Consider the following 20,637-nt stretch of genomic DNA (forward strand, 5'->3'; position numbering starts at 1 on the left):
GCCGGATGCAATCTCCGGCAGTGAATTTAAGATTACAGCTGATGATAGCCAGAAAGGAAACGAGCGAATTTACTTAATGACAGTTCGATATCATCAACGCGCGGCAGCGTAACTATGCGGAAGTGATCCGGCCACGGCCAGTTAAAAGCCGTTCCCTGAACCAGCAGAACTTTTTCCTGTAACAGGAAGTCCAGCACCATCTTCTGGTCGTCGTGAATATTAAAACGTTTGGCGTCGATTTTTGGGAACATGTACAGCGCGCCGCGTGGCTTCACGCAGGAAACGCCTGGAATGTCGTTAATCAATTCCCATGCGCGATTACGCTGCTCGTAAAGACGCCCGCCTGGTAAGATAAATTCACTGATACTCTGATAGCCACCCAATGCGGTCTGAATCGCGTGTTGTGCGGGAACGTTGGCGCAAAGTCGCATTGAGGCCAGCATCTCCAGACCTTCGATGTAGCCTTTGGCGTGTTTTTTCGGCCCGTTCAGCACCATCCAGCCCTGACGGAAGCCTGCCACGCGATACGTTTTCGACAGACCGTTAAAGGTAATGGTCAGCAGGTCAGGCGCCATCGCCGCGATCGAGTGATGCTCGGCGTCGTCGTAGAGAATTTTGTCGTAAATTTCATCGGCGAAGATAATGAGATTATGCTGACGCGCAATCTCCACAATTTCCATTAAAAGCTCTTTGGAATAAACCGCGCCGGTAGGGTTGTTCGGGTTGATAATAACGATACCGCGCGTACGAGGCGTAATTTTAGCGCGAATATCATCAAGGTCCGGAAACCAGTCAGAGGACTCGTCACAAAGGTAGTGCACCGCTTTACCGCTGGAGAGCGAAACCGCCGCGGTCCATAGTGGGTAATCAGGTGCAGGAACCAACATTTCATCCCCGCTGTTCAGCAAGGCCTGCATTGCCTGAACGATAAGCTCCGATACACCATTGCCGATGTAAATATCTTCCACGGTAACATCACGCATGCCTCGCGCCTGATAGTGCTGCATGATGGCTTTACGCGCAGAGTAGAGGCCTTTTGAATCACAATAGCCCTGAGCGGTCGGGAGGTTGCGTATCACGTCAACCAGGATCTCATCAGGAGCGTCAAAACCGAACGGGGCTGGGTTGCCGATGTTCAGTTTCAATACCTTGTTACCTTCTTCTTCCAGGCGTTTTGCTTCTTTCAGCACCGGACCACGGATGTCATAACAGACATTCTCTAACTTGCTGGATTTTTCAATGGGTGACATGAATCTTGACCTTTTTTGCTGTTATCGCCACTCCCTGCCGTGGAAGTCAGCTTAGAACAATGTACTCCCCCGAGGCGGTGTTTTGAAGTTCTGCAGAACAAGATTTTGCGAGAGTAAAAGAAGGGAATGTGCTGTTAATAACTTAATAATCGTTAAATATTGAGATGCATATGCTTAATGATTTGTGTTTTGTAGTGATTTATTCTAAGTATTAATCTAATGCATAGTTTTTTGTCTGGTAGATAAATGTGCGAATTTCCTTTGATTTAAGAAATCACGAACATAACATATTCATGATATTTTCATTATAAGTGAAACATTAACAGAGTAGTGATTGCCGAAGTGTCGTATAGGTGATGACGTGCGAAACTATTGTTAAGCGTAATTAATGAATGCAGGGTGTGCTAATTAATTATTATTTAATATTCAAAAAGGTTTTGTTGTGCTTATTAATAATAGAAGATTACTTTGCCTAACATAACATAACTTTGCATCAGATAATTCGCAATGGCCCTTATAAATAAATGGGTTTTAGGGTAAAATGCTCGCTTAAATGACGGAACCCCCACTTTTGATGCAGACAAATCATCGCCGCTTATGCGTGTTCACGCTGGGTTGGCGCCGCTTTGCTAGTAGTGGAACAAGGATCAACATTTACATTTACACAAACACTCGCATGTCATAAATAGAAAAGAGTGAGTAACTTAATAGATATGCGATTCCTGAAGATATATTCTGTGAACTACTTCAGGCATTATAACGGAACAATGTGAGTCGTTCTTATTAGTGCAACTCATATGCATTTTAACTTTCATCCAGACTTCCGGATGAAACTGCCAGGGAGGCACATTACAAATGGAATTGCTTGTTTGTGTGTGCACAGCATTAACCAGCTCAGTATGAGCCGCCAGTAAGTGATAATATATGATAAGTGCAAATCGTCCGATAATTAACCTCGACCTCGATCTGCTGAGAACATTTGTTGCTGTTGCCGATCTGAACACTTTTGCTGCCGCAGCTGCCGCCGTGTGTCGTACTCAGTCCGCTGTTAGTCAGCAAATGCAACGTCTTGAACAACTCGTTGGGAAAGAACTGTTCGCTCGGCATGGTCGTAACAAACTGTTAACTGAACATGGCATTCAGCTTCTTGGCTATGCCAGGAAGATCCTGCGTTTTAATGATGAAGCTTGCTCATCATTAATGTTCAGTAATCTTCAGGGCGTGTTAACAATCGGCGCTTCAGATGAATCTGCTGATACGATCTTACCTTTCCTGCTTAATCGCGTGAGTTCGGTTTATCCGAAACTTGCGCTGGATGTCCGCGTTAAGCGTAATGCTTATATGGCAGATATGCTGAAGTCCCAGGAAGTGGATTTAATGGTTACCACAAATCGTCCTGATACCTTTAAGGCGTTGAATCTGAGAACTTCTCCAACGCACTGGTATTGCGCTGCGGAATACGTATTGCAAAAAGGCGAGCCGATCCCTCTGGTGTTGTTGGATGATCCTAGTCCGTTCCGCGATATGGTTCTGGCAACACTCAATAAAGCAGATATTCCATGGCGTCTGGCTTATGTCGCCTCCACGTTGCCGGCGGTCCGTGCTGCCGTGAAAGCGGGATTGGGTGTAACGGCCAGGCCGGTTGAGATGATGAGTCCGGACCTGCGCGTCTTGAGTGCTGTGGACGGTTTACCACCACTGCCAGATACCGAATATTTGCTCTGCTATGATCCGTCCAGCGGTAATGAACTGGCCCAGGTGATATATCAGGCTATGGAGAGTTATCAGAATCCATGGCAGTTCAGCGCGACAGGAGCCCATGAAGGGGATGATTCTCTGTTAATTGAAGGCGATTACGAATAATTGCCTGGTACCAGGTAACCACATTTGTAAAAACAAGCCACTGATGTTTTTTTGAACGTCAGTGGCTTTTTTTTACAATAAATGATGACGACTTTTCCTGATTTTGAACAAATGTGTTCATTTTTCAATCGACCTCCATTCTCTATACGCGCGAACAAAAAATCGCCTGATAAAAATCTCCTGCTACAATAATGTTAAAAAATACGTGAACTTGTTGCTGTATTTTTGTTATGGATTAACAAAAGCGTGTCACAGATCAAGAAAATACTCTCTTTTAGGGGGAGGAATCGACACAAATTCCTGTCAAAATAGGCCCGTATTTTTTCCATTGCTTCACAACGGACACGATTCAACAACATCTAATTTTCCTGGAGTCGTCAATGATCTGGGATGAAGAGCATTAAATGCAAGGGTTGTTGGTATTATGTAAATTAATGTGAAGAAACTTTTGTTAAAGTTGACAAAAGGTTATAGAAAGGGGTAAAAGACCACATCAATTCACTGTATAAAATTGTTATTACAGTAGTTGTAAGGTTTTTTTTATTCCTCCCCATGAATCGATGTGGCGTCCATCTGCCGTGAAGAGCAGTGAATCTGGCGCTACTTTTGATGAGTAAGCAATGAGTATGTCAACATCCACTGAAGTCATCGCTCATCACTGGGCATTCGCTATCTTTCTTATCGTTGCCATTGGCCTGTGTTGCCTGATGCTGGTAGGCGGTTGGTTTTTAGGCGGTCGCGCACGCGCGAGGTCGAAAAACGTGCCGTTTGAATCCGGTATCGACTCGGTCGGCTCCGCCCGCTTACGCCTGTCCGCCAAGTTTTATCTGGTGGCCATGTTCTTCGTTATCTTCGACGTTGAAGCGCTGTATCTGTTCGCATGGTCAACCTCTATTCGCGAAAGCGGCTGGGTAGGCTTTGTGGAAGCTGCAATTTTTATTTTTGTGTTACTGGCAGGTCTGGTTTATCTGGTGCGTATTGGCGCGCTGGACTGGACGCCCGCGCGTTCACGCCGCGAGCGTATGAACCCGGAAACGAACAGTATCGCTAATCGTCAACGCTAACCGCGAGGCATTAAGATGGATTATACGCTCACCCGCATAGATCCCAACGGTGAGAACGACCGTTACCCCCTGCAAAAGCAGGAGATCGTAACCGACCCTCTGGAGCAAGAAGTTAACAAAAACGTGTTTATGGGCAAGCTCAATGACATGGTTAACTGGGGTCGTAAAAACTCAATTTGGCCGTATAACTTCGGTCTTTCCTGCTGTTACGTTGAGATGGTGACTTCGTTTACCGCGGTGCATGACGTGGCGCGTTTTGGCGCAGAAGTATTGCGTGCTTCGCCGCGTCAGGCTGACCTGATGGTGGTGGCAGGAACCTGCTTTACAAAAATGGCACCGGTTATTCAGCGTCTTTATGACCAGATGCTGGAACCAAAATGGGTTATCTCAATGGGTGCCTGTGCCAACTCCGGCGGTATGTACGATATTTATTCCGTTGTGCAGGGCGTCGATAAATTCATCCCGGTTGATGTGTATATCCCGGGCTGCCCGCCGCGTCCTGAAGCGTACATGCAGGCACTGATGCTGTTGCAGGAATCTATCGGTAAAGAACGTCGTCCGCTCTCCTGGGTGGTTGGCGATCAGGGCGTTTATCGCGCCAATATGCAATCAGAGCGCGAACGCAAGCGCGGTGAACGCATTGCCGTAACCAACCTGCGTACACCTGACGAGATTTAATTTGCGCCTGTCGGCAAAGGGATTTTTCTTCGCTTATTCCTAAATCTATTTCGCGAAGCTTACTGTGCCGACAGTCACCACGGACCATTTGCAATGGTGAACAATATGACCGACTTAACCGCGCAAGAACCCGCCTGGCAGACCCGCGATCATCTTGATGATCCGGTGATTGGCGAACTGCGCAACCGTTTTGGGCCGGATGCCTTTACTGTTCAGGCGACTCGCACCGGGGTTCCCGTTGTGTGGATCAAGCGTGAACAATTACTGGAAGTTGGCGATTTCTTAAAGAAACTGCCGAAACCTTACGTCATGCTGTTTGACTTACACGGCATGGACGAACGTCTGCGCACACACCGCGAAGGGTTGCCTGCCGCGGATTTTTCCGTTTTCTACCATCTGATTTCTATCGATCGTAACCGCGACATCATGCTGAAGGTGGCGCTGGCAGAAAACGACCTGCACGTACCGACCTTTACCAAACTGTTCCCGAACGCTAACTGGTATGAGCGTGAGACCTGGGATCTGTTTGGCATTACTTTCGACGGTCACCCGAACCTGCGCCGCATCATGATGCCGCAAACCTGGAAAGGTCACCCGCTGCGTAAAGATTACCCGGCGCGCGCTACCGAATTCTCGCCGTTTGAGCTGACCAAAGCCAAACAGGATCTGGAGATGGAAGCCCTGACCTTCAAACCGGAAGAGTGGGGGATGAAGCGCGGCACCGAAAACGAGGACTTCATGTTCCTCAACCTCGGTCCGAACCACCCGTCGGCGCACGGGGCTTTCCGTATCGTTTTGCAACTCGATGGCGAAGAGATTGTCGACTGCGTACCCGACATCGGCTACCACCACCGTGGCGCTGAGAAAATGGGCGAACGCCAGTCCTGGCACAGCTACATTCCGTATACCGACCGTATCGAATATCTCGGCGGCTGCGTTAACGAAATGCCTTACGTGCTGGCGGTAGAGAAACTGGCCGGGATCACCGTGCCGGATCGCGTTAACGTCATTCGCGTAATGCTCTCCGAACTGTTCCGCATCAACAGTCACCTGCTCTATATCTCCACCTTTATTCAGGACGTCGGCGCAATGACGCCAGTGTTCTTTGCCTTTACCGATCGGCAGAAAATTTACGATCTGGTGGAAGCAATCACTGGTTTCCGTATGCACCCGGCGTGGTTCCGTATTGGCGGCGTAGCGCACGACCTGCCGCGTGGCTGGGATCGTCTGCTGCGTGAGTTCCTCGACTGGATGCCGAAACGTCTGGCGTCTTACGAGAAAGCGGCGCTGCAAAACACCATTCTGAAAGGTCGTTCCCAGGGCGTTGCCGCCTATGGCGCGAAAGAGGCGCTGGAGTGGGGCACCACTGGCGCGGGCCTGCGTGCTACCGGGATCGACTTCGACGTGCGTAAGGCGCGTCCTTATTCTGGCTATGAAAACTTCGACTTTGAAATCCCGGTGGGTGGTGGTGTTTCTGACTGCTACACCCGCGTAATGCTTAAAGTGGAAGAGCTGCGCCAGAGTCTGCGCATTCTTGAGCAGTGCCTCAACAACATGCCGGAAGGCCCGTTCAAAGCGGATCACCCGCTGACCACACCGCCGCCGAAAGAGCGCACGCTGCAACATATCGAAACCCTGATCACCCACTTCCTGCAAGTGTCGTGGGGTCCGGTGATGCCTGCCAATGAATCTTTCCAGATGATTGAGGCGACTAAAGGGATCAATAGTTACTACCTGACCAGCGACGGTAGCACCATGAGTTATCGCACCCGTATCCGTACGCCGAGTTATGCGCATTTGCAGCAAATTCCGGCGGCGATCCGCGGCAGCCTGGTGTCTGACCTGATTGTTTATCTGGGCAGTATCGATTTTGTTATGTCAGATGTGGACCGCTAATTATGCACGAGAATCAACAACCACAAACCGAGGCTTTTGAGCTGAGTGCGGCAGAGCGTGAAGCGATTGAGCACGAGATGCACCACTACGAAGACCCGCGTGCGGCGTCCATTGAAGCGCTGAAAATCGTTCAGAAGCAGCGTGGCTGGGTGCCGGATGGCGCGATCCACGCGATCGCCGATGTGCTGGGTATTCCGGCGAGCGACGTCGAAGGTGTGGCAACGTTCTACAGCCAGATCTTCCGTCAGCCGGTAGGCCGCCATGTGATCCGTTATTGCGACAGCGTGGTTTGTCACATCAACGGTTACCAGGGCATTCAGGCGGCGCTGGAGAAAAAGCTGAACATCAAACCAGGGCAAACGACATTTGATGGCCGCTTTACGCTGCTGCCAACTTGCTGCCTGGGGAACTGTGATAAAGGGCCAAACATGATGATCGATGAGGACACTCACGCGCATCTGACCCCGGAAGCGATCCCTGAACTGCTGGAGCGGTATAAATGAAAAACATTATCCGTACTCCCGAAACGCATCCGCTAACCTGGCGTCTGCGTGATGACAAACAGCCAGTATGGCTGGACGAATACCGCAGCAAAAACGGTTACGAAGGCGCGCGTAAGGCGCTGACCGGGCTGTCTCCGGACGAGATCGTTAATCAGGTTAAAGACTCTGGTCTGAAAGGGCGCGGCGGTGCAGGCTTTTCAACTGGCCTGAAGTGGAGCCTGATGCCGAAAGACGAATCCATGAACATCCGTTACCTGCTATGTAACGCCGATGAAATGGAGCCTGGCACTTATAAAGACCGTCTGCTGATGGAGCAACTGCCGCACCTGCTGGTGGAAGGCATGCTTATTTCCGCGTTTGCGCTGAAAGCCTACCGTGGCTACATCTTCCTGCGTGGCGAATATATTGAAGCAGCCGTGAATCTGCGCCGTGCCATTGCCGAAGCGACCGAAGCGGGTCTGCTCGGTAAAAATATTATGGGAACAGGTTTTGATTTTGAACTGTTCGTCCATACCGGGGCAGGGCGCTATATCTGCGGTGAAGAAACGGCGTTAATCAACTCCCTGGAAGGGCGTCGCGCTAACCCACGCTCGAAACCTCCCTTCCCGGCAACCTCCGGCGCATGGGGTAAACCGACCTGCGTCAACAACGTCGAAACTCTGTGTAACGTTCCGGCAATCCTCGCAAACGGCGTGGAGTGGTATCAGAACATCTCGAAAAGCAAAGATGCTGGCACCAAGCTGATGGGCTTCTCCGGTCGGGTGAAAAATCCGGGCCTGTGGGAACTGCCGTTCGGCACCACCGCACGCGAGATCCTCGAAGATTACGCCGGTGGTATGCGCGATGGCCTGAAGTTCAAAGCCTGGCAGCCAGGCGGCGCTGGGACTGACTTCCTGACCGAAGCGCACCTTGACCTGCCGATGGAATTCGAAAGTATCGGTAAAGCGGGAAGCCGTCTGGGTACGGCGCTGGCGATGGCGGTTGACCACGAGATCAACATGGTGTCGCTGGTGCGTAACCTGGAAGAGTTTTTCGCCCGTGAGTCCTGCGGCTGGTGTACGCCGTGCCGCGACGGTCTGCCGTGGAGCGTGAAAATTCTGCGTGCGCTGGAGCGTGGCGAAGGTCAGCCGGGCGATATCGAAACACTTGAGCAACTGTGTCGATTCTTAGGCCCGGGTAAAACTTTCTGTGCCCACGCACCTGGTGCAGTGGAGCCGTTACAGAGCGCCATCAAATATTTCCGCGAAGAATTTGAGGCGGGAATCAAACAGCCGTTCAGCAATACCCATTTGATTAATGGGATTCAGCCGAACCTGCTGAAAGAGCGCTGGTAACCGAATTTCGATTAACGCTCGGTCCCTGACCGAGAAAACTGGAAGCATGCTAATGGCTACAATTCATGTAGACGGCAAAGAATACGAGGTCAACGGAGCGGACAACCTGCTGGAAGCTTGTCTGTCTCTGGGCCTTGATATTCCTTACTTTTGCTGGCATCCGGCGCTGGGAAGCGTCGGTGCTTGCCGCCAGTGTGCGGTGAAGCAATACCAAAACGCGGAAGACACGCGTGGTCGCCTGGTGATGTCCTGTATGACACCGGCTTCCGATGGCACCTTTATTTCCATTGACGACGAAGAAGCGAAACAGTTCCGTGAAAGTGTGGTCGAGTGGTTGATGACTAACCATCCGCACGACTGTCCGGTATGTGAAGAAGGCGGTAACTGCCATCTTCAGGATATGACCGTGATGACCGGGCATACCTTCCGTCGCTACCGTTTCACCAAACGTACCCACCGCAATCAGGACCTGGGGCCGTTCATCTCTCACGAAATGAACCGCTGCATCGCCTGCTACCGCTGCGTGCGTTACTACAAAGATTACGCTGACGGTACAGATCTGGGCGTTTATGGCGCGCACGACAACGTCTACTTCGGTCGCCCGGAAGACGGCACGCTGGAAAGCGAATTTTCCGGTAACCTGGTCGAAATTTGCCCGACCGGCGTATTTACCGACAAAACGCACTCCGAGCGTTACAACCGTAAATGGGATATGCAGTTTGCGCCGAGCATCTGCCAGCAATGTTCCATCGGCTGTAACATCAGCCCCGGCGAGCGTTATGGCGAACTGCGTCGTATCGAAAACCGTTACAACGGTACGGTAAACCACTACTTCCTCTGCGACCGTGGTCGTTTCGGTTACGGCTACGTCAACCTGAAAGATCGTCCGCGTCAGCCAGTACAGCGTCGTGGCGATGATTTCATTACCCTCAACGCCGAACAGGCAATGCAGGGCGCGGCAGATATTCTGCGTCAGTCGAAGAAAGTGATCGGCATCGGTTCTCCGCGCGCCAGCGTGGAAAGCAACTTTGCGCTGCGTGAGCTGGTGGGCGAAGAAAACTTCTATACCGGTATCGCTCACGGTGAGCAGGAACGTCTGCAACTGGCACTAAAAGTGCTGCGTGAAGGCGGCATTTATACTCCGGCACTGCGCGAAATCGAATCTTATGATGCGGTACTGGTGCTGGGCGAAGACGTTACCCAGACCGGCGCGCGCGTCGCGCTGGCAGTGCGTCAGGCGGTGAAAGGTAAAGCGCGCGAAATGGCGGCAGCCCAGAAAGTGGCTGACTGGCAGATTGCGGCAATCCTCAACATCGGCCAACGTGCGAAGCATCCGCTGTTTGTTACCAACGTTGATGACACCCGTCTGGATGATATCGCGGCGTGGACTTACCGCGCACCGGTTGAAGATCAGGCGCGTTTAGGTTTTGCCATCGCCCATGCGCTGGATAACTCTGCACCAGCGGTTGACGGTATCGAACCTGAGCTGCAAAGCAAAATCGACGTCATCGTGCAGGCACTGGCGGGTGCGAAGAAACCGTTGATTATCTCCGGGACGAACGCCGGTAGCGCTGAAGTAATTCAGGCTGCGGCTAACGTCGCGAAAGCCCTGAAAGGTCGCGGCGCTGACGTCGGTATCACCATGATTGCCCGTTCCGTCAACAGCATGGGTCTGGGCATTATGGGCGGTGGATCGCTTGAAGAAGCGTTAACCGAACTGGAAACCGGACGCGCCGACGCGGTGGTGGTGCTGGAAAACGATCTGCATCGTCACGCTTCTGCTACCCGCGTGAATGCTGCGCTGGCTAAAGCGCCGCTGGTGATGGTGGTTGACCATCAACGCACAGCGATCATGGAAAACGCCCATCTGGTACTTTCCGCTGCCAGCTTTGCTGAAAGCGACGGTACGGTAATTAATAATGAAGGTCGCGCCCAACGTTTCTTCCAGGTTTACGACCCGTCCTATTACGACAGCAAAACTGTCATGCTGGAAAGCTGGCGCTGGCTGCACTCGCTGCACAGCACCTTGCTGAGCCGTGAAGTGGACTGGACACAGCTCGACCATGTAATTGACGCTGTTGTGGCGAAAATCCCGGAACTGGCAGGTATCAAAGATGCTGCGCCGGATGCGACATTCCGTATTCGTGGGCAGAAACTGGCCCGTGAACCGCACCGTTACAGCGGTCGTACCGCCATGCGCGCCAATATCAGCGTTCATGAGCCGCGTCAGCCGCAGGATATTGACACCATGTTCACCTTCTCGATGGAAGGTAACAACCAGCCGACCGCGCACCGTTCGCAAGTGCCGTTTGCCTGGGCGCCAGGCTGGAACTCCCCGCAGGCGTGGAACAAATTCCAGGACGAAGTGGGCGGCAAACTGCGCTTTGGCGATCCGGGCGTGCGTCTGTTTGAAACCAGCGAAAACGGTCTGGATTACTTCACCAGCGTACCGGCACGCTTCCAGCCGCAGGACGGGAAATGGCGTATCGCGCCGTACTACCACCTGTTTGGCAGCGATGAATTGTCACAGCGTGCTCCGGTCTTCCAGAGCCGTATGCCGCAGCCGTACATCAAACTCAACCCAGCGGATGCCGCGAAGTTGGGCGTGAATGCGGGGACACGCGTCTCCTTTAGCTACGATGGCAACACGGTCACGCTACCGGTTGAAATCGCCGAAGGGCTGACGGCAGGGCAGGTGGGCTTGCCGATGGGTATGTCCGGCATTGCTCCGGTGCTGGCCGGCGCGCATCTTGAGGATCTCAAGGAGGCACAACAATGAGTTGGATATCACCGGAACTGATTGAGATCCTGCTGACCATCCTCAAAGCGGTGGTGATCCTGCTGGTGGTTGTCACCTGTGGGGCATTCATGAGCTTTGGCGAACGTCGCCTGCTGGGTCTGTTCCAGAACCGTTACGGACCTAACCGTGTTGGCTGGGGCGGTTCGCTCCAGCTGGTTGCGGACATGATCAAAATGTTCTTTAAAGAAGACTGGATCCCGAAATTCTCGGATCGTGTCATCTTTACCCTGGCACCGATGATTGCTTTTACCTCGCTGCTGCTGGCCTTTGCGATTGTGCCAGTCAGCCCAGGTTGGGTGGTTGCCGACCTGAACATCGGGATTTTGTTCTTCCTGATGATGGCCGGTCTGGCGGTTTACGCGGTGCTGTTTGCGGGCTGGTCAAGTAACAACAAATACTCGCTGCTGGGTGCGATGCGTGCTTCTGCGCAGACCCTGAGCTACGAAGTGTTCCTCGGGCTTTCCCTGATGGGCGTGGTGGCGCAGGCCGGTTCATTCAACATGACCGACATCGTCAACAGCCAGGCGCATGTGTGGAACGTCATCCCGCAATTCTTTGGTTTTATTACCTTTGCCATCGCGGGCGTGGCGGTGTGTCACCGTCACCCGTTTGACCAGCCGGAAGCCGAGCAGGAACTGGCGGATGGTTACCACATTGAATATTCCGGCATGAAGTTCGGTCTGTTCTTCGTGGGTGAATACATCGGGATTGTGACCATCTCTGCACTGATGGTGACGCTGTTCTTCGGTGGCTGGCAAGGCCCGTTGTTACCGCCATTCATCTGGTTCGCGCTGAAAACCGCGTTCTTTATGATGATGTTCATTTTGATTCGTGCGTCGTTACCGCGTCCGCGTTATGACCAGGTAATGTCCTTCGGCTGGAAAATCTGCCTGCCGCTGACGCTGATCAACTTGCTGGTAACGGCGGCTGTCATTCTCTGGCAGGCGCAATAAGGGGCAATAAGACCATGACCTTAAAAGAATTGTTAGTAGGTTTCGGCACCCAGGTTCGTAGTATCTGGATGATCGGCCTGCACGCGTTCGCCAAACGCGAAACGCGAATGTACCCGGAAGAGCCGGTCTATCTGCCGCCCCGTTATCGTGGTCGTATCGTTCTGACCCGCGACCCGGACGGCGAAGAGCGTTGCGTAGCTTGTAACCTCTGCGCGGTAGCCTGCCCGGTCGGCTGTATCTCGCTGCAAAAAGCAGAAACCAAAGACGGTCGCTGGTATCCGGAATTTTTCCGCATCAACTTCTCACGCTGCATTTTCTGTGGTTTGTGCGAAGAAGCCTGTCCGACCACGGCGATTCAGTTAACCCCGGATTTCGAAATGGGGGAATACAAGCGCCAGGACCTGGTTTACGAGAAAGAGGATCTGCTGATCTCCGGTCCGGGCAAATACCCGGAATATAACTTCTACCGGATGGCAGGTATGGCAATCGACGGCAAAGATAAGGGCGAAGCAGAGAACGAAGCCAAGCCTATCGACGTCAAGAGCCTGTTACCGTAAGGAGAGGGGCAATGGAGTTCGCTTTTTATATCTGTGGCCTGATAGCCATACTTGCGACCTTGCGAGTGATCACCCATACCAATCCGGTACACGCACTGCTGTACCTGATTATTTCGCTGCTGGCGATTTCCGGGGTGTTCTTCTCGCTGGGCGCTTACTTCGCCGGTGCGTTGGAAATTATCGTCTACGCGGGTGCCATTATGGTGCTGTTCGTGTTCGTGGTGATGATGCTCAACCTGGGCGGTTCGGAAATCGAACAAGAACGCCAGTGGCTGAAACCGCAGGTGTGGATTGGTCCGGCAATTTTGTCGGCCATCATGCTGGTGGTGATTGTTTACGCCATCCTCGGTGTTAACGATCAGGGTATCGACGGTACGCCAATCAGTGCTAAAGCAGTGGGTATTACGCTGTTCGGGCCTTATGTACTGGCGGTAGAACTGGCTTCTATGCTGCTGCTCGCGGGTCTGGTTGTGGCCTTCCACGTCGGTCGTGAAGAGCGTGCGGGTGAAGTGCTGAGCAATCGTAAAGACGACAGCGCGAAAAGAAAAACGGAGGAGCACGCATGATCCCCTTACAACATGGACTGATCCTCGCGGCAATCTTATTCGTTCTTGGCTTAACCGGTCTGGTTATCCGTCGCAATCTGCTGTTTATGCTGATTGGTCTGGAAATCATGATTAACGCCTCCGCGCTGGCCTTTGTGGTCGCCGGAAGCTACTGGGGCCAGACCGACGGTCAGGTGATGTATATTCTCGCCATCAGCCTCGCGGCGGCAGAAGCGAGTATCGGCCTTGCGCTGCTGCTGCAACTTCACCGTCGTCGCCAGAACCTGAACATTGATTCAGTAAGTGAGATGCGCGGATGAACATGCTTGCCTTAACCATTATTTTGCCATTGATTGGCTTCGTCCTGCTGGCGTTCTCCCGTGGGCGCTGGTCTGAAAACGTCTCGGCGATCGTCGGCGTTGGCTCTGTGGGCCTGGCGGCGCTGGTAACTGCCTTTATTGGCGTCGACTTCTTTGCTAACGGTGAGCAGGCATACAGCCAGCCGCTGTGGACGTGGATGTCGGTAGGCGACTTTAACATCGGTTTCAATCTGGTGCTGGACGGCCTGTCGCTGACCATGCTCTCGGTGGTCACTGGTGTGGGTTTCCTTATTCACATGTACGCCTCCTGGTATATGCGTGGTGAAGAGGGCTACTCTCGCTTCTTCGCTTACACCAACCTGTTCATTGCCAGCATGGTCGTTCTGGTTCTCGCCGATAACCTGCTGCTGATGTACCTCGGCTGGGAAGGCGTGGGCCTGTGCTCCTATCTGCTGATCGGTTTCTATTACACCGATCCGAAGAATGGCGCAGCGGCAATGAAAGCGTTCGTCGTGACCCGTGTGGGTGACGTGTTCCTCGCTTTCGCGCTGTTCATTCTCTACAACGAGCTGGGTACGCTGAACTTCCGCGAAATGGTGGAACTGGCGCCTGCGCACTTTGCTGACGGCAATAACATGCTGATGTGGGCGACGCTGATGCTGCTGGGCGGTGCGGTTGGTAAATCTGCGCAGCTGCCGTTGCAGACATGGCTTGCTGACGCGATGGCGGGCCCGACGCCTGTCTCCGCGCTGATCCACGCCGCAACGATGGTAACCGCAGGTGTCTACCTGATCGCCCGTACCCACGGCCTGTTCCTGATGACGCCGGAAGTTCTGCATCTGGTGGGTATTGTTGGGGCGGTTACGCTGCTGCTGGCCGGTTTTGCCGCGCTGGTACAGACCGACATCAAACGTGTTCTCGCTTACTCTACCATGAGCCAGATTGGCTACATGTTCCTCGCACTTGGCGTGCAGGCATGGGATGCGGCGATTTTCCACTTGATGACCCACGCGTTCTTTAAAGCGCTGCTGTTCCTGGCATCCGGTTCCGTCATTCTGGCCTGCCATCACGAACAGAACATCTTCAAGATGGGCGGTCTACGTAAATCTATTCCGCTGGTTTATCTCTGCTTCCTGGTGGGCGGCGCAGCACTGTCGGCACTGCCGCTGGTCACTGCGGGCTTCTTCAGTAAGGATGAGATCCTCGCGGGTGCGATGGCGAATGGTCATATCAATCTGATGGTGGCAGGTCTGGTCGGTGCGTTTATGACCTCGCTCTACACCTTCCGTATGATTTTCATCGTCTTCCACGGAAAAGAACAAATTCACGCTCACGCCGTGAAAGGGGTAACTCACAGCCTGCCGCTGATTGTGCTGCTGATCCTTTCCACCTTTGTTGGCGCACTGATTGTACCGCCGCTGCAGGGCGTGCTTCCGCAAACGACGGAACTGGCGCACGGCAGCATGTTGACCCTGGAAATTACCTCTGGCGTGGTCGCGGTGGTCGGCATTCTGCTGGCAGCCTGGCTGTGGCTGGGTAAACGTACTCTGGTGACCTCCATCGCCAACAGTGCGCCGGGCCGCCTGCTGGGCACCTGGTGGTACAACGCCTGGGGCTTCGACTGGCTGTATGACAAAGTATTCGTCAAGCCGTTCCTGGGGATTGCCTGGTTGCTGAAACGCGATCCGCTGAACTCAATGATGAACATCCCGGCGGTTCTTTCCCGCTTTGCAGGTAAAGGTCTGCTGTTAAGCGAGAACGGCTACCTGCGCTGGTATGTGGCATCCATGAGCATCGGTGCGGTCGTGGTGCTGGCACTGTTGATGGTACTGCGTTGAGTTGTTGGCTGAGTGAATATACCCGGCGCTGCGCCGGGTCTGTGAACTAAGAATAAATTTTAGGTAACTGTTCCTGAAGTACAGGCGTCATCGGCGAAGTCAGACCGGATACCGCCAGCGCACAGCAACCGGAACGTACTTAAGTACGTGAGGATTGCGAGCACTGCCGGGATTCGGGCTGGCGAGTGAGATAGCCTGAGCAGGAGTAAATATAAGGGACATACTTAGCTATGTTATTACCCTGGTTAATACTAATCCCCTTTATCGGCGGCTTCCTGTGCTGGCAGACCGAACGCTTTGGCGTCAAGGTGCCGCGCTGGGTAGCGCTGATCACCATGGGATTGACGCTGGCGCTGTCGCTGCAACTGTGGTTGCAGGGCGGTTATTCACTGACGCAATCCGCCGGAATTCCGCAGTGGCAGTCTGAATTCGACATGCCGTGGATCCCGCGTTTTGGTATCTCTATCCATCTCGCCATTGACGGTCTGTCGCTGCTGATGGTCGTGCTGACCGGTTTGCTCGGTGTGCTGGCGGTACTCTGTTCGTGGAACGAGATCGAAAAATATCAGGGCTTCTTCCACCTCAACCTGATGTGGATCCTGGGCGGCGTTATCGGCGTGTTCCTTGCCATCGACATGTTCCTGTTCTTCTTCTTCTGGGAAATGATGTTGGTGCCGATGTACTTCCTGATCGCACTGTGGGGGCATAAAGCTTCTGACGGTAAAACGCGTATCACGGCGGCAACCAAGTTCTTCATTTATACCCAGGCGAGTGGTCTGGTGATGTTGATCGCCATCCTGGCGCTGGTCTTTGTTCACTACAACGCGACCGGCGTCTGGACCTTCAACTATGAAGAGCTGCTGAATACGCCAATGTCTGGCGGCGTGGAATACCTGTTGATGCTGGGCTTCTTCATCGCCTTTGCGGTGAAAATGCCGGTGGTTCCGCTGCATGGCTGGCTGCCGGATGCGCACTCCCAGGCACCAACTGCGGGTTCCGTTGACCTCGCGGGGATCTTGCTGAAAACCGCCGCTTACGGTCTGCTGCGTTTCTCCCTGCCGCTGTTCCCGAACGCGTCGGCAGAGTTTGCACCAATCGCTATGTGGCTGGGTGTTATCGGCATCTTCTACGGTGCGTGGATGGCCTTCGCCCAGACCGATATCAAACGTCTGATCGCCTACACCTCGGTTTCCCATATGGGCTTCGTGCTGATTGCCATCTACACCGGCAGCCAGTTGGCCTACCAGGGCGCGGTAATTCAGATGATTGCGCACGGCTTGTCAGCGGCGGGTCTGTTTATTCTCTGCGGTCAGCTCTATGAACGTATCCATACCCGCGACATGCGCATGATGGGCGGTCTGTGGAGCAAGATGAAATGGCTGCCAGCACTGTCGCTGTTCTTTGCGGTGGCAACGCTTGGGATGCCAGGCACCGGTAACTTCGTCGGCGAATTTATGATTCTGTTCGGCAGCTTCCAGGTTGTCCCGGTGATTACCGTTATCTCTACCTTTGGGCTGGTCTTTGCATCTGTTTATTCGCTGGCAATGTTACATCGCGCTTACTTCGGTAAAGCGAAAAGCGAGATTGCCAGCAAAGAACTGCCAGGGATGTCGCTGCGCGAGCTGTTTATGATCCTGTTGCTGGTGGTGCTGCTGGTACTGCTGGGCTTCTATCCGCAGCCGATTCTGGATACCTCGCACTCCGCGATTGGCAATATCCAGCAGTGGTTTGTTAATTCCGTTACTACTACAAGGCCGTAAATCGCCATGACAATAACTCCACAAAACCTGATCGCACTGCTACCGTTGCTGATCGTCGGCTTGACGGTGGTGGTTGTGATGCTCTCCATTGCGTGGCGACGCAATCATTTCCTCAACGCTACGCTCTCGGTTATTGGGCTTAACGCGGCGCTGGTTTCGCTCTGGTTTGTCGGCCAGGCGGGCGCTATGGACGTTACGCCGCTGATGCGCGTTGATGGTTTCGCCATGCTTTACACCGGGCTGGTATTGTTGGCGAGCCTCGCCACCTGTACTTTCGCCTACCCGTGGCTTGAAGGCTATAACGGCAACAAGGACGAGTTCTACCTGTTGGTGTTAATTGCTGCGCTGGGCGGGATCCTGCTGGCGAATGCCAACCATCTGGCGTCCTTGTTCCTCGGTATCGAACTGATCTCTTTGCCGCTGTTTGGCCTGGTCGGTTACGCTTTCCGCCAGAAACGTTCGCTGGAAGCCAGTATCAAATACACCATTCTTTCTGCCGCAGCGTCTTCTTTCCTGCTGTTCGGTATGGCGCTGGTGTATGCGCAGTCTGGGGATCTGTCGTTCGTTGCACTGGGTAAAAACCTCGGCGACGGTATGCTCAACGAGCCGCTGTTGCTGGCAGGTTTCGGCCTGATGATTGTTGGCCTCGGCTTCAAACTCTCTCTGGTGCCGTTCCACCTGTGGACGCCAGACGTATACCAGGGCGCGCCTGCGCCGGTTTCCACTTTCCTGGCGACGGCGAGCAAAATCGCTATCTTCGGTGTGGTGATGCGTCTGTTCCTTTACGCACCAGTGGGTGACAGCGAAGCGATTCGCGTGGTGCTGGCGATTATCGCCTTTGCCTCCATCATCTTCGGTAACCTGATGGCGCTGAGCCAGACCAACATCAAACGTCTGCTCGGTTACTCATCTATCTCTCACCTCGGCTATCTGCTGGTGGCGCTGATTGCGCTGCAAACTGGCGAGATGTCGATGGAAGCGGTAGGGGTTTACCTGGCCGGTTATCTGTTCAGCAGCCTCGGCGCGTTTGGCGTGGTCAGCCTGATGTCCAGCCCGTATCGTGGCCCGGATGCTGATTCCCTGTTCTCTTACCGCGGTCTGTTCTGGCATCGTCCGATCCTCGCGGCGGTGATGACGGTGATGATGCTGTCTCTGGCCGGTATTCCGATGACGCTGGGCTTTATCGGTAAGTTCTACGTGCTGGCAGTCGGTGTCCAGGCGCACTTGTGGTGGCTGGTGGGGGCCGTGGTTGTCGGTTCGGCAATCGGCCTTTACTACTACCTGCGCGTGGCGGTGAGCTTATACCTGCACGCCCCGGAACAACCGGGTCGCGATGCACCGTCAAACTGGCAGTACAGCGCGGGCGGTATCGTGGTGCTGATCTCTGCACTGTTGGTACTGGTGCTGGGTGTATGGCCGCAACCGCTGATTAGCATTGTGCGGTTAGCCCTGCCGCTGATGTAAGGTTGAATATTGATGTTAAAAAACCGCCGATTTCGGCGGTTTTTTTATGGTGTTATGATTTGATTGGGTTTGTGCAGGTTTTATTTTGGAAACGTTTATTGTATTTATAATTATAGTCTGAAGAGACAATAGTATTATAGTTTATGGTTGACGCACTTGCATAACACGCCACATCAACGTTTAAATCGTTAATGATGAAGTCGATCATGTCTTCTGTACCATTCATTATAATAAACTTTACTAATGTTATATTTTCACCAAAATCACCATATTCTTGACCAATCACGGAAGGTAGGTATTCTTTGTTCTTTATTTTTGATATTACGGACTGGTTATCACCTAAAACAACATGCATAGCGATAATGTCATTTTCATTTTCAGGTTGAACAAATTTTGAAAAATAAGAAGCACTAAGCTTATTTGAGTTTAAAATAGAATTATGCAAATCTACCGGTTTGATAAATAAATGCTTTTGCCATTTTGGAACGAGCTTTAGTAGAAAATCGAGCATTTGGATTTTTTGTGCACTGCACTTTTCGTCTCTTAAACATCGCTTTAAATCAATTAATCTAGTGTTTATAATACCTTTATCATTCTGAATCTCTTTCTTTTTATTATCATCTATTTTGCTATATAAAAATTTTAAGAAATTAATGCTTGTTACGTTAGCAAAAGAATAGTTGACAGCATAATCGCTGGTAAAGTCGTCTTTAAATTCACTACACTGGATAACTTTCTCGAATGAAGTGATTGGGTAGTCAAAGTTATATGTTCTGTTATAGTTAAATTTCATATTGAACAAAAGTGAATTGATACCCTCCGGGCATGTTTTCCAAAGTTTATCCAATGCAGTACCATCCCCTTGTCTTAGTGCCGTATTCACAGCAGTGTCATAATCTGATTCGTTTTTCATGGGGAATAAATAGAATGTATGTAAAACAAATATAATGGCAAAGGCGCGCCAGCCTGTAAATAAAATCTTGCGTGGGCTGCAATATATGCTTTTCCTTAGAAAACACACATACCATAAAATTAATGTATAGGGTATGAGGTTGAAAATATATTCAAAGAAAGAATCGAAATACTTATTGAAATAAAATAAATAGGCTAATGCGGTAGTGCCGATTGGCAATTCCAGATAGATTAAAGAAATGAAACCGGTGTTATCCATTTTCTCTTTATCCCATCGAAGAAGAAACGGTACGATAAAGAGTATTGGTATGATAAAGGCTAATGCATAACACGCAAAAATGATAATTACAGCACCCGTTGAAAATGACAATATACATCCTCAATGAAGTATTTTAAAAATTTTTCGTAATGAGCAATATGTTTTAATCCCACCAACAATTAACCGGATGCATACCCGCAGGGACTTCAACCCATCCATGATCTGTATCTTCTTCCCATCCTTCCCGGCACTCATCAGGGGCAATTTCTTCTGCAAACCAATTCTGAACTTCTTCGGGTGAAGCAGAAGTGATAACTGAAATTCTTTCGCTAAAGGGCCAGTTAGGATCATCGAACATCGTAATTTCTACCAAAACATCACTGACATCGTTACGCTCACGAATTTTCAGCAAATGGTGGTAGATAGCTTGCGGAGATTGTTCTGGAGTCACATTGCAACATATTGAACCGAGGATATTATTGCCGATAAAAAAATCCTCAAGAGATAACAATGGACGGGGGGTAGCAGGCTCGTTAACATCACCATTGATATTAACAAGTTGGGTAATGCGTTCTAAAGGTGTCATAATTATTCCCTGAAATAATTCATTCATCAAATGAATGGCATTGTTTGAATTCAAT

17 protein-coding genes are annotated in these 20,637 nt (G+C 51.7%); 14 read left to right on the plus strand and 3 right to left on the minus strand.

Features of this window, described 5'->3' with window-relative positions:
* Positions 1–32: 32 nt before the first annotated feature.
* The gene (gene alaA / locus FEK43_RS10290) at positions 33–1,250 is read right to left on the minus strand and encodes an alanine transaminase AlaA (protein ID WP_064526608.1); all 1,218 of its coding nucleotides are present in this window, start codon (positions 1,248–1,250) and stop codon (positions 33–35) included.
* Between the two features lie 924 nt (positions 1,251–2,174).
* Between alaA and lrhA the strand changes: the two genes are divergently transcribed.
* The 14 genes from lrhA to nuoN all read left to right on the plus strand — a co-directional run bounded on the left by lrhA (position 2,175) and on the right by nuoN (position 18,825).
* Positions 2,175–3,113, plus strand: a complete 939-nt coding sequence (gene lrhA, locus FEK43_RS10295; RefSeq protein WP_130207219.1) for a transcriptional regulator LrhA — start codon at positions 2,175–2,177, stop codon at positions 3,111–3,113.
* Between the two features lie 620 nt (positions 3,114–3,733).
* Positions 3,734–4,177 carry an NADH-quinone oxidoreductase subunit NuoA gene (gene nuoA / locus FEK43_RS10300; RefSeq protein WP_000062997.1) on the plus strand — a complete coding sequence of 148 codons (444 nt, stop codon included), beginning with the start codon at positions 3,734–3,736 and terminating at the stop codon, positions 4,175–4,177.
* A 15-nt stretch (positions 4,178–4,192) separates the two neighbouring features.
* Positions 4,193–4,855 carry an NADH-quinone oxidoreductase subunit NuoB gene (gene nuoB, locus FEK43_RS10305; RefSeq protein ID WP_000386733.1) on the plus strand — a complete coding sequence of 221 codons (663 nt, stop codon included), beginning with the start codon at positions 4,193–4,195 and terminating at the stop codon, positions 4,853–4,855.
* Positions 4,856–4,948: 93 nt separating this feature from the next.
* Positions 4,949–6,751: an NADH-quinone oxidoreductase subunit C/D gene (gene nuoC, locus FEK43_RS10310; protein WP_000247878.1), complete on the plus strand. Its 1,803-nt coding sequence runs from the start codon at positions 4,949–4,951 to the stop codon at positions 6,749–6,751.
* Between the two features lie 2 nt (positions 6,752–6,753).
* Positions 6,754–7,254: an NADH-quinone oxidoreductase subunit NuoE gene (nuoE, locus tag FEK43_RS10315; RefSeq protein WP_000545042.1), complete on the plus strand. Its 501-nt coding sequence runs from the start codon at positions 6,754–6,756 to the stop codon at positions 7,252–7,254.
* Positions 7,251–8,588, plus strand: coding sequence for an NADH-quinone oxidoreductase subunit NuoF (nuoF, locus tag FEK43_RS10320; RefSeq protein WP_000789507.1), 1,338 nt, complete (start codon positions 7,251–7,253; stop codon positions 8,586–8,588). Before nuoE ends, nuoF begins: the two co-directional genes overlap by 4 nt.
* A 52-nt stretch (positions 8,589–8,640) precedes the next feature.
* Positions 8,641–11,367: an NADH-quinone oxidoreductase subunit NuoG gene (gene nuoG / locus FEK43_RS10325; RefSeq protein ID WP_130207217.1), complete on the plus strand. Its 2,727-nt coding sequence runs from the start codon at positions 8,641–8,643 to the stop codon at positions 11,365–11,367.
* A complete protein-coding gene (gene nuoH, locus FEK43_RS10330; RefSeq protein WP_000118507.1) occupies positions 11,364–12,341 on the plus strand; it encodes an NADH-quinone oxidoreductase subunit NuoH in 978 nt (325 codons plus the stop codon). Before nuoG ends, nuoH begins: the two co-directional genes overlap by 4 nt.
* 14 nt (positions 12,342–12,355) lie before the next feature.
* Positions 12,356–12,898 (plus strand): NADH-quinone oxidoreductase subunit NuoI, encoded by a 543-nt coding sequence (gene nuoI / locus FEK43_RS10335; RefSeq protein WP_000172749.1) that lies wholly within the window; start codon positions 12,356–12,358, stop codon positions 12,896–12,898.
* Positions 12,899–12,909: 11 nt separating this feature from the next.
* Positions 12,910–13,464, plus strand: a complete 555-nt coding sequence (gene nuoJ / locus FEK43_RS10340; RefSeq protein WP_000393511.1) for an NADH-quinone oxidoreductase subunit J — start codon at positions 12,910–12,912, stop codon at positions 13,462–13,464.
* Complete coding sequence (gene nuoK / locus FEK43_RS10345; RefSeq protein WP_000612644.1) at positions 13,461–13,763, plus strand: NADH-quinone oxidoreductase subunit NuoK; 303 nt, start codon at positions 13,461–13,463, stop codon at positions 13,761–13,763. The genes nuoJ and nuoK overlap by 4 nt, the downstream gene beginning before the upstream one ends.
* Positions 13,760–15,601 (plus strand): NADH-quinone oxidoreductase subunit L, encoded by a 1,842-nt coding sequence (gene nuoL, locus FEK43_RS10350; protein WP_001056618.1) that lies wholly within the window; start codon positions 13,760–13,762, stop codon positions 15,599–15,601. The genes nuoK and nuoL overlap by 4 nt, the downstream gene beginning before the upstream one ends.
* Positions 15,602–15,831: 230 nt before the next feature.
* On the plus strand, positions 15,832–17,361 hold the full coding sequence (gene nuoM / locus FEK43_RS10355; RefSeq protein ID WP_130260560.1) for an NADH-quinone oxidoreductase subunit M: 1,530 nt from the start codon (positions 15,832–15,834) through the stop codon (positions 17,359–17,361).
* 6 nt (positions 17,362–17,367) lie between these two features.
* The gene (gene nuoN, locus FEK43_RS10360; protein WP_135407472.1) at positions 17,368–18,825 is read left to right on the plus strand and encodes an NADH-quinone oxidoreductase subunit NuoN; all 1,458 of its coding nucleotides are present in this window, start codon (positions 17,368–17,370) and stop codon (positions 18,823–18,825) included.
* A gap of 52 nt (positions 18,826–18,877) precedes the next feature.
* Here the strand turns inward: nuoN and FEK43_RS10365 are convergent, their stop codons facing one another.
* Both FEK43_RS10365 and FEK43_RS10370 read right to left on the minus strand, forming a co-directional pair.
* A complete protein-coding gene (locus FEK43_RS10365; protein ID WP_135407470.1) occupies positions 18,878–20,107 on the minus strand; it encodes a hypothetical protein in 1,230 nt (409 codons plus the stop codon).
* A gap of 52 nt (positions 20,108–20,159) precedes the next feature.
* Positions 20,160–20,582 carry a hypothetical protein gene (locus FEK43_RS10370; RefSeq protein WP_130207206.1) on the minus strand — a complete coding sequence of 141 codons (423 nt, stop codon included), beginning with the start codon at positions 20,580–20,582 and terminating at the stop codon, positions 20,160–20,162.
* Positions 20,583–20,637 lie beyond the last annotated feature (55 nt).

Source organism: Escherichia sp. E2562 (assembly GCF_005781075.1).
In the GTDB taxonomy this organism is placed as follows: Bacteria; Pseudomonadota; Gammaproteobacteria; order Enterobacterales; family Enterobacteriaceae; genus Escherichia.

Excerpts from the sequence above, each read along its gene's own strand:
- alaA (WP_064526608.1), bottom strand. The coding sequence starts at position 1,250 with ATGTCACCCATTGAAAAATCCAGCAAGTTAGAGAATGTCTGTTATGAC.
- lrhA (WP_130207219.1), top strand. The coding sequence starts at position 2,175 with ATGATAAGTGCAAATCGTCCGATAATTAACCTCGACCTCGATCTGCTG.
- nuoA (WP_000062997.1), top strand. The coding sequence starts at position 3,734 with ATGAGTATGTCAACATCCACTGAAGTCATCGCTCATCACTGGGCATTC.
- nuoB (WP_000386733.1), top strand. The coding sequence starts at position 4,193 with ATGGATTATACGCTCACCCGCATAGATCCCAACGGTGAGAACGACCGT.
- nuoC (WP_000247878.1), top strand. The coding sequence starts at position 4,949 with ATGGTGAACAATATGACCGACTTAACCGCGCAAGAACCCGCCTGGCAG.
- nuoE (WP_000545042.1), top strand. The coding sequence starts at position 6,754 with ATGCACGAGAATCAACAACCACAAACCGAGGCTTTTGAGCTGAGTGCG.
- nuoF (WP_000789507.1), top strand. The coding sequence starts at position 7,251 with ATGAAAAACATTATCCGTACTCCCGAAACGCATCCGCTAACCTGGCGT.
- nuoG (WP_130207217.1), top strand. The coding sequence starts at position 8,641 with ATGGCTACAATTCATGTAGACGGCAAAGAATACGAGGTCAACGGAGCG.
- nuoH (WP_000118507.1), top strand. The coding sequence starts at position 11,364 with ATGAGTTGGATATCACCGGAACTGATTGAGATCCTGCTGACCATCCTC.
- nuoI (WP_000172749.1), top strand. The coding sequence starts at position 12,356 with ATGACCTTAAAAGAATTGTTAGTAGGTTTCGGCACCCAGGTTCGTAGT.
- nuoJ (WP_000393511.1), top strand. The coding sequence starts at position 12,910 with ATGGAGTTCGCTTTTTATATCTGTGGCCTGATAGCCATACTTGCGACC.
- nuoK (WP_000612644.1), top strand. The coding sequence starts at position 13,461 with ATGATCCCCTTACAACATGGACTGATCCTCGCGGCAATCTTATTCGTT.
- nuoL (WP_001056618.1), top strand. The coding sequence starts at position 13,760 with ATGAACATGCTTGCCTTAACCATTATTTTGCCATTGATTGGCTTCGTC.
- nuoM (WP_130260560.1), top strand. The coding sequence starts at position 15,832 with ATGTTATTACCCTGGTTAATACTAATCCCCTTTATCGGCGGCTTCCTG.
- nuoN (WP_135407472.1), top strand. The coding sequence starts at position 17,368 with ATGACAATAACTCCACAAAACCTGATCGCACTGCTACCGTTGCTGATC.
- FEK43_RS10370 (WP_130207206.1), bottom strand. The coding sequence starts at position 20,582 with ATGACACCTTTAGAACGCATTACCCAACTTGTTAATATCAATGGTGAT.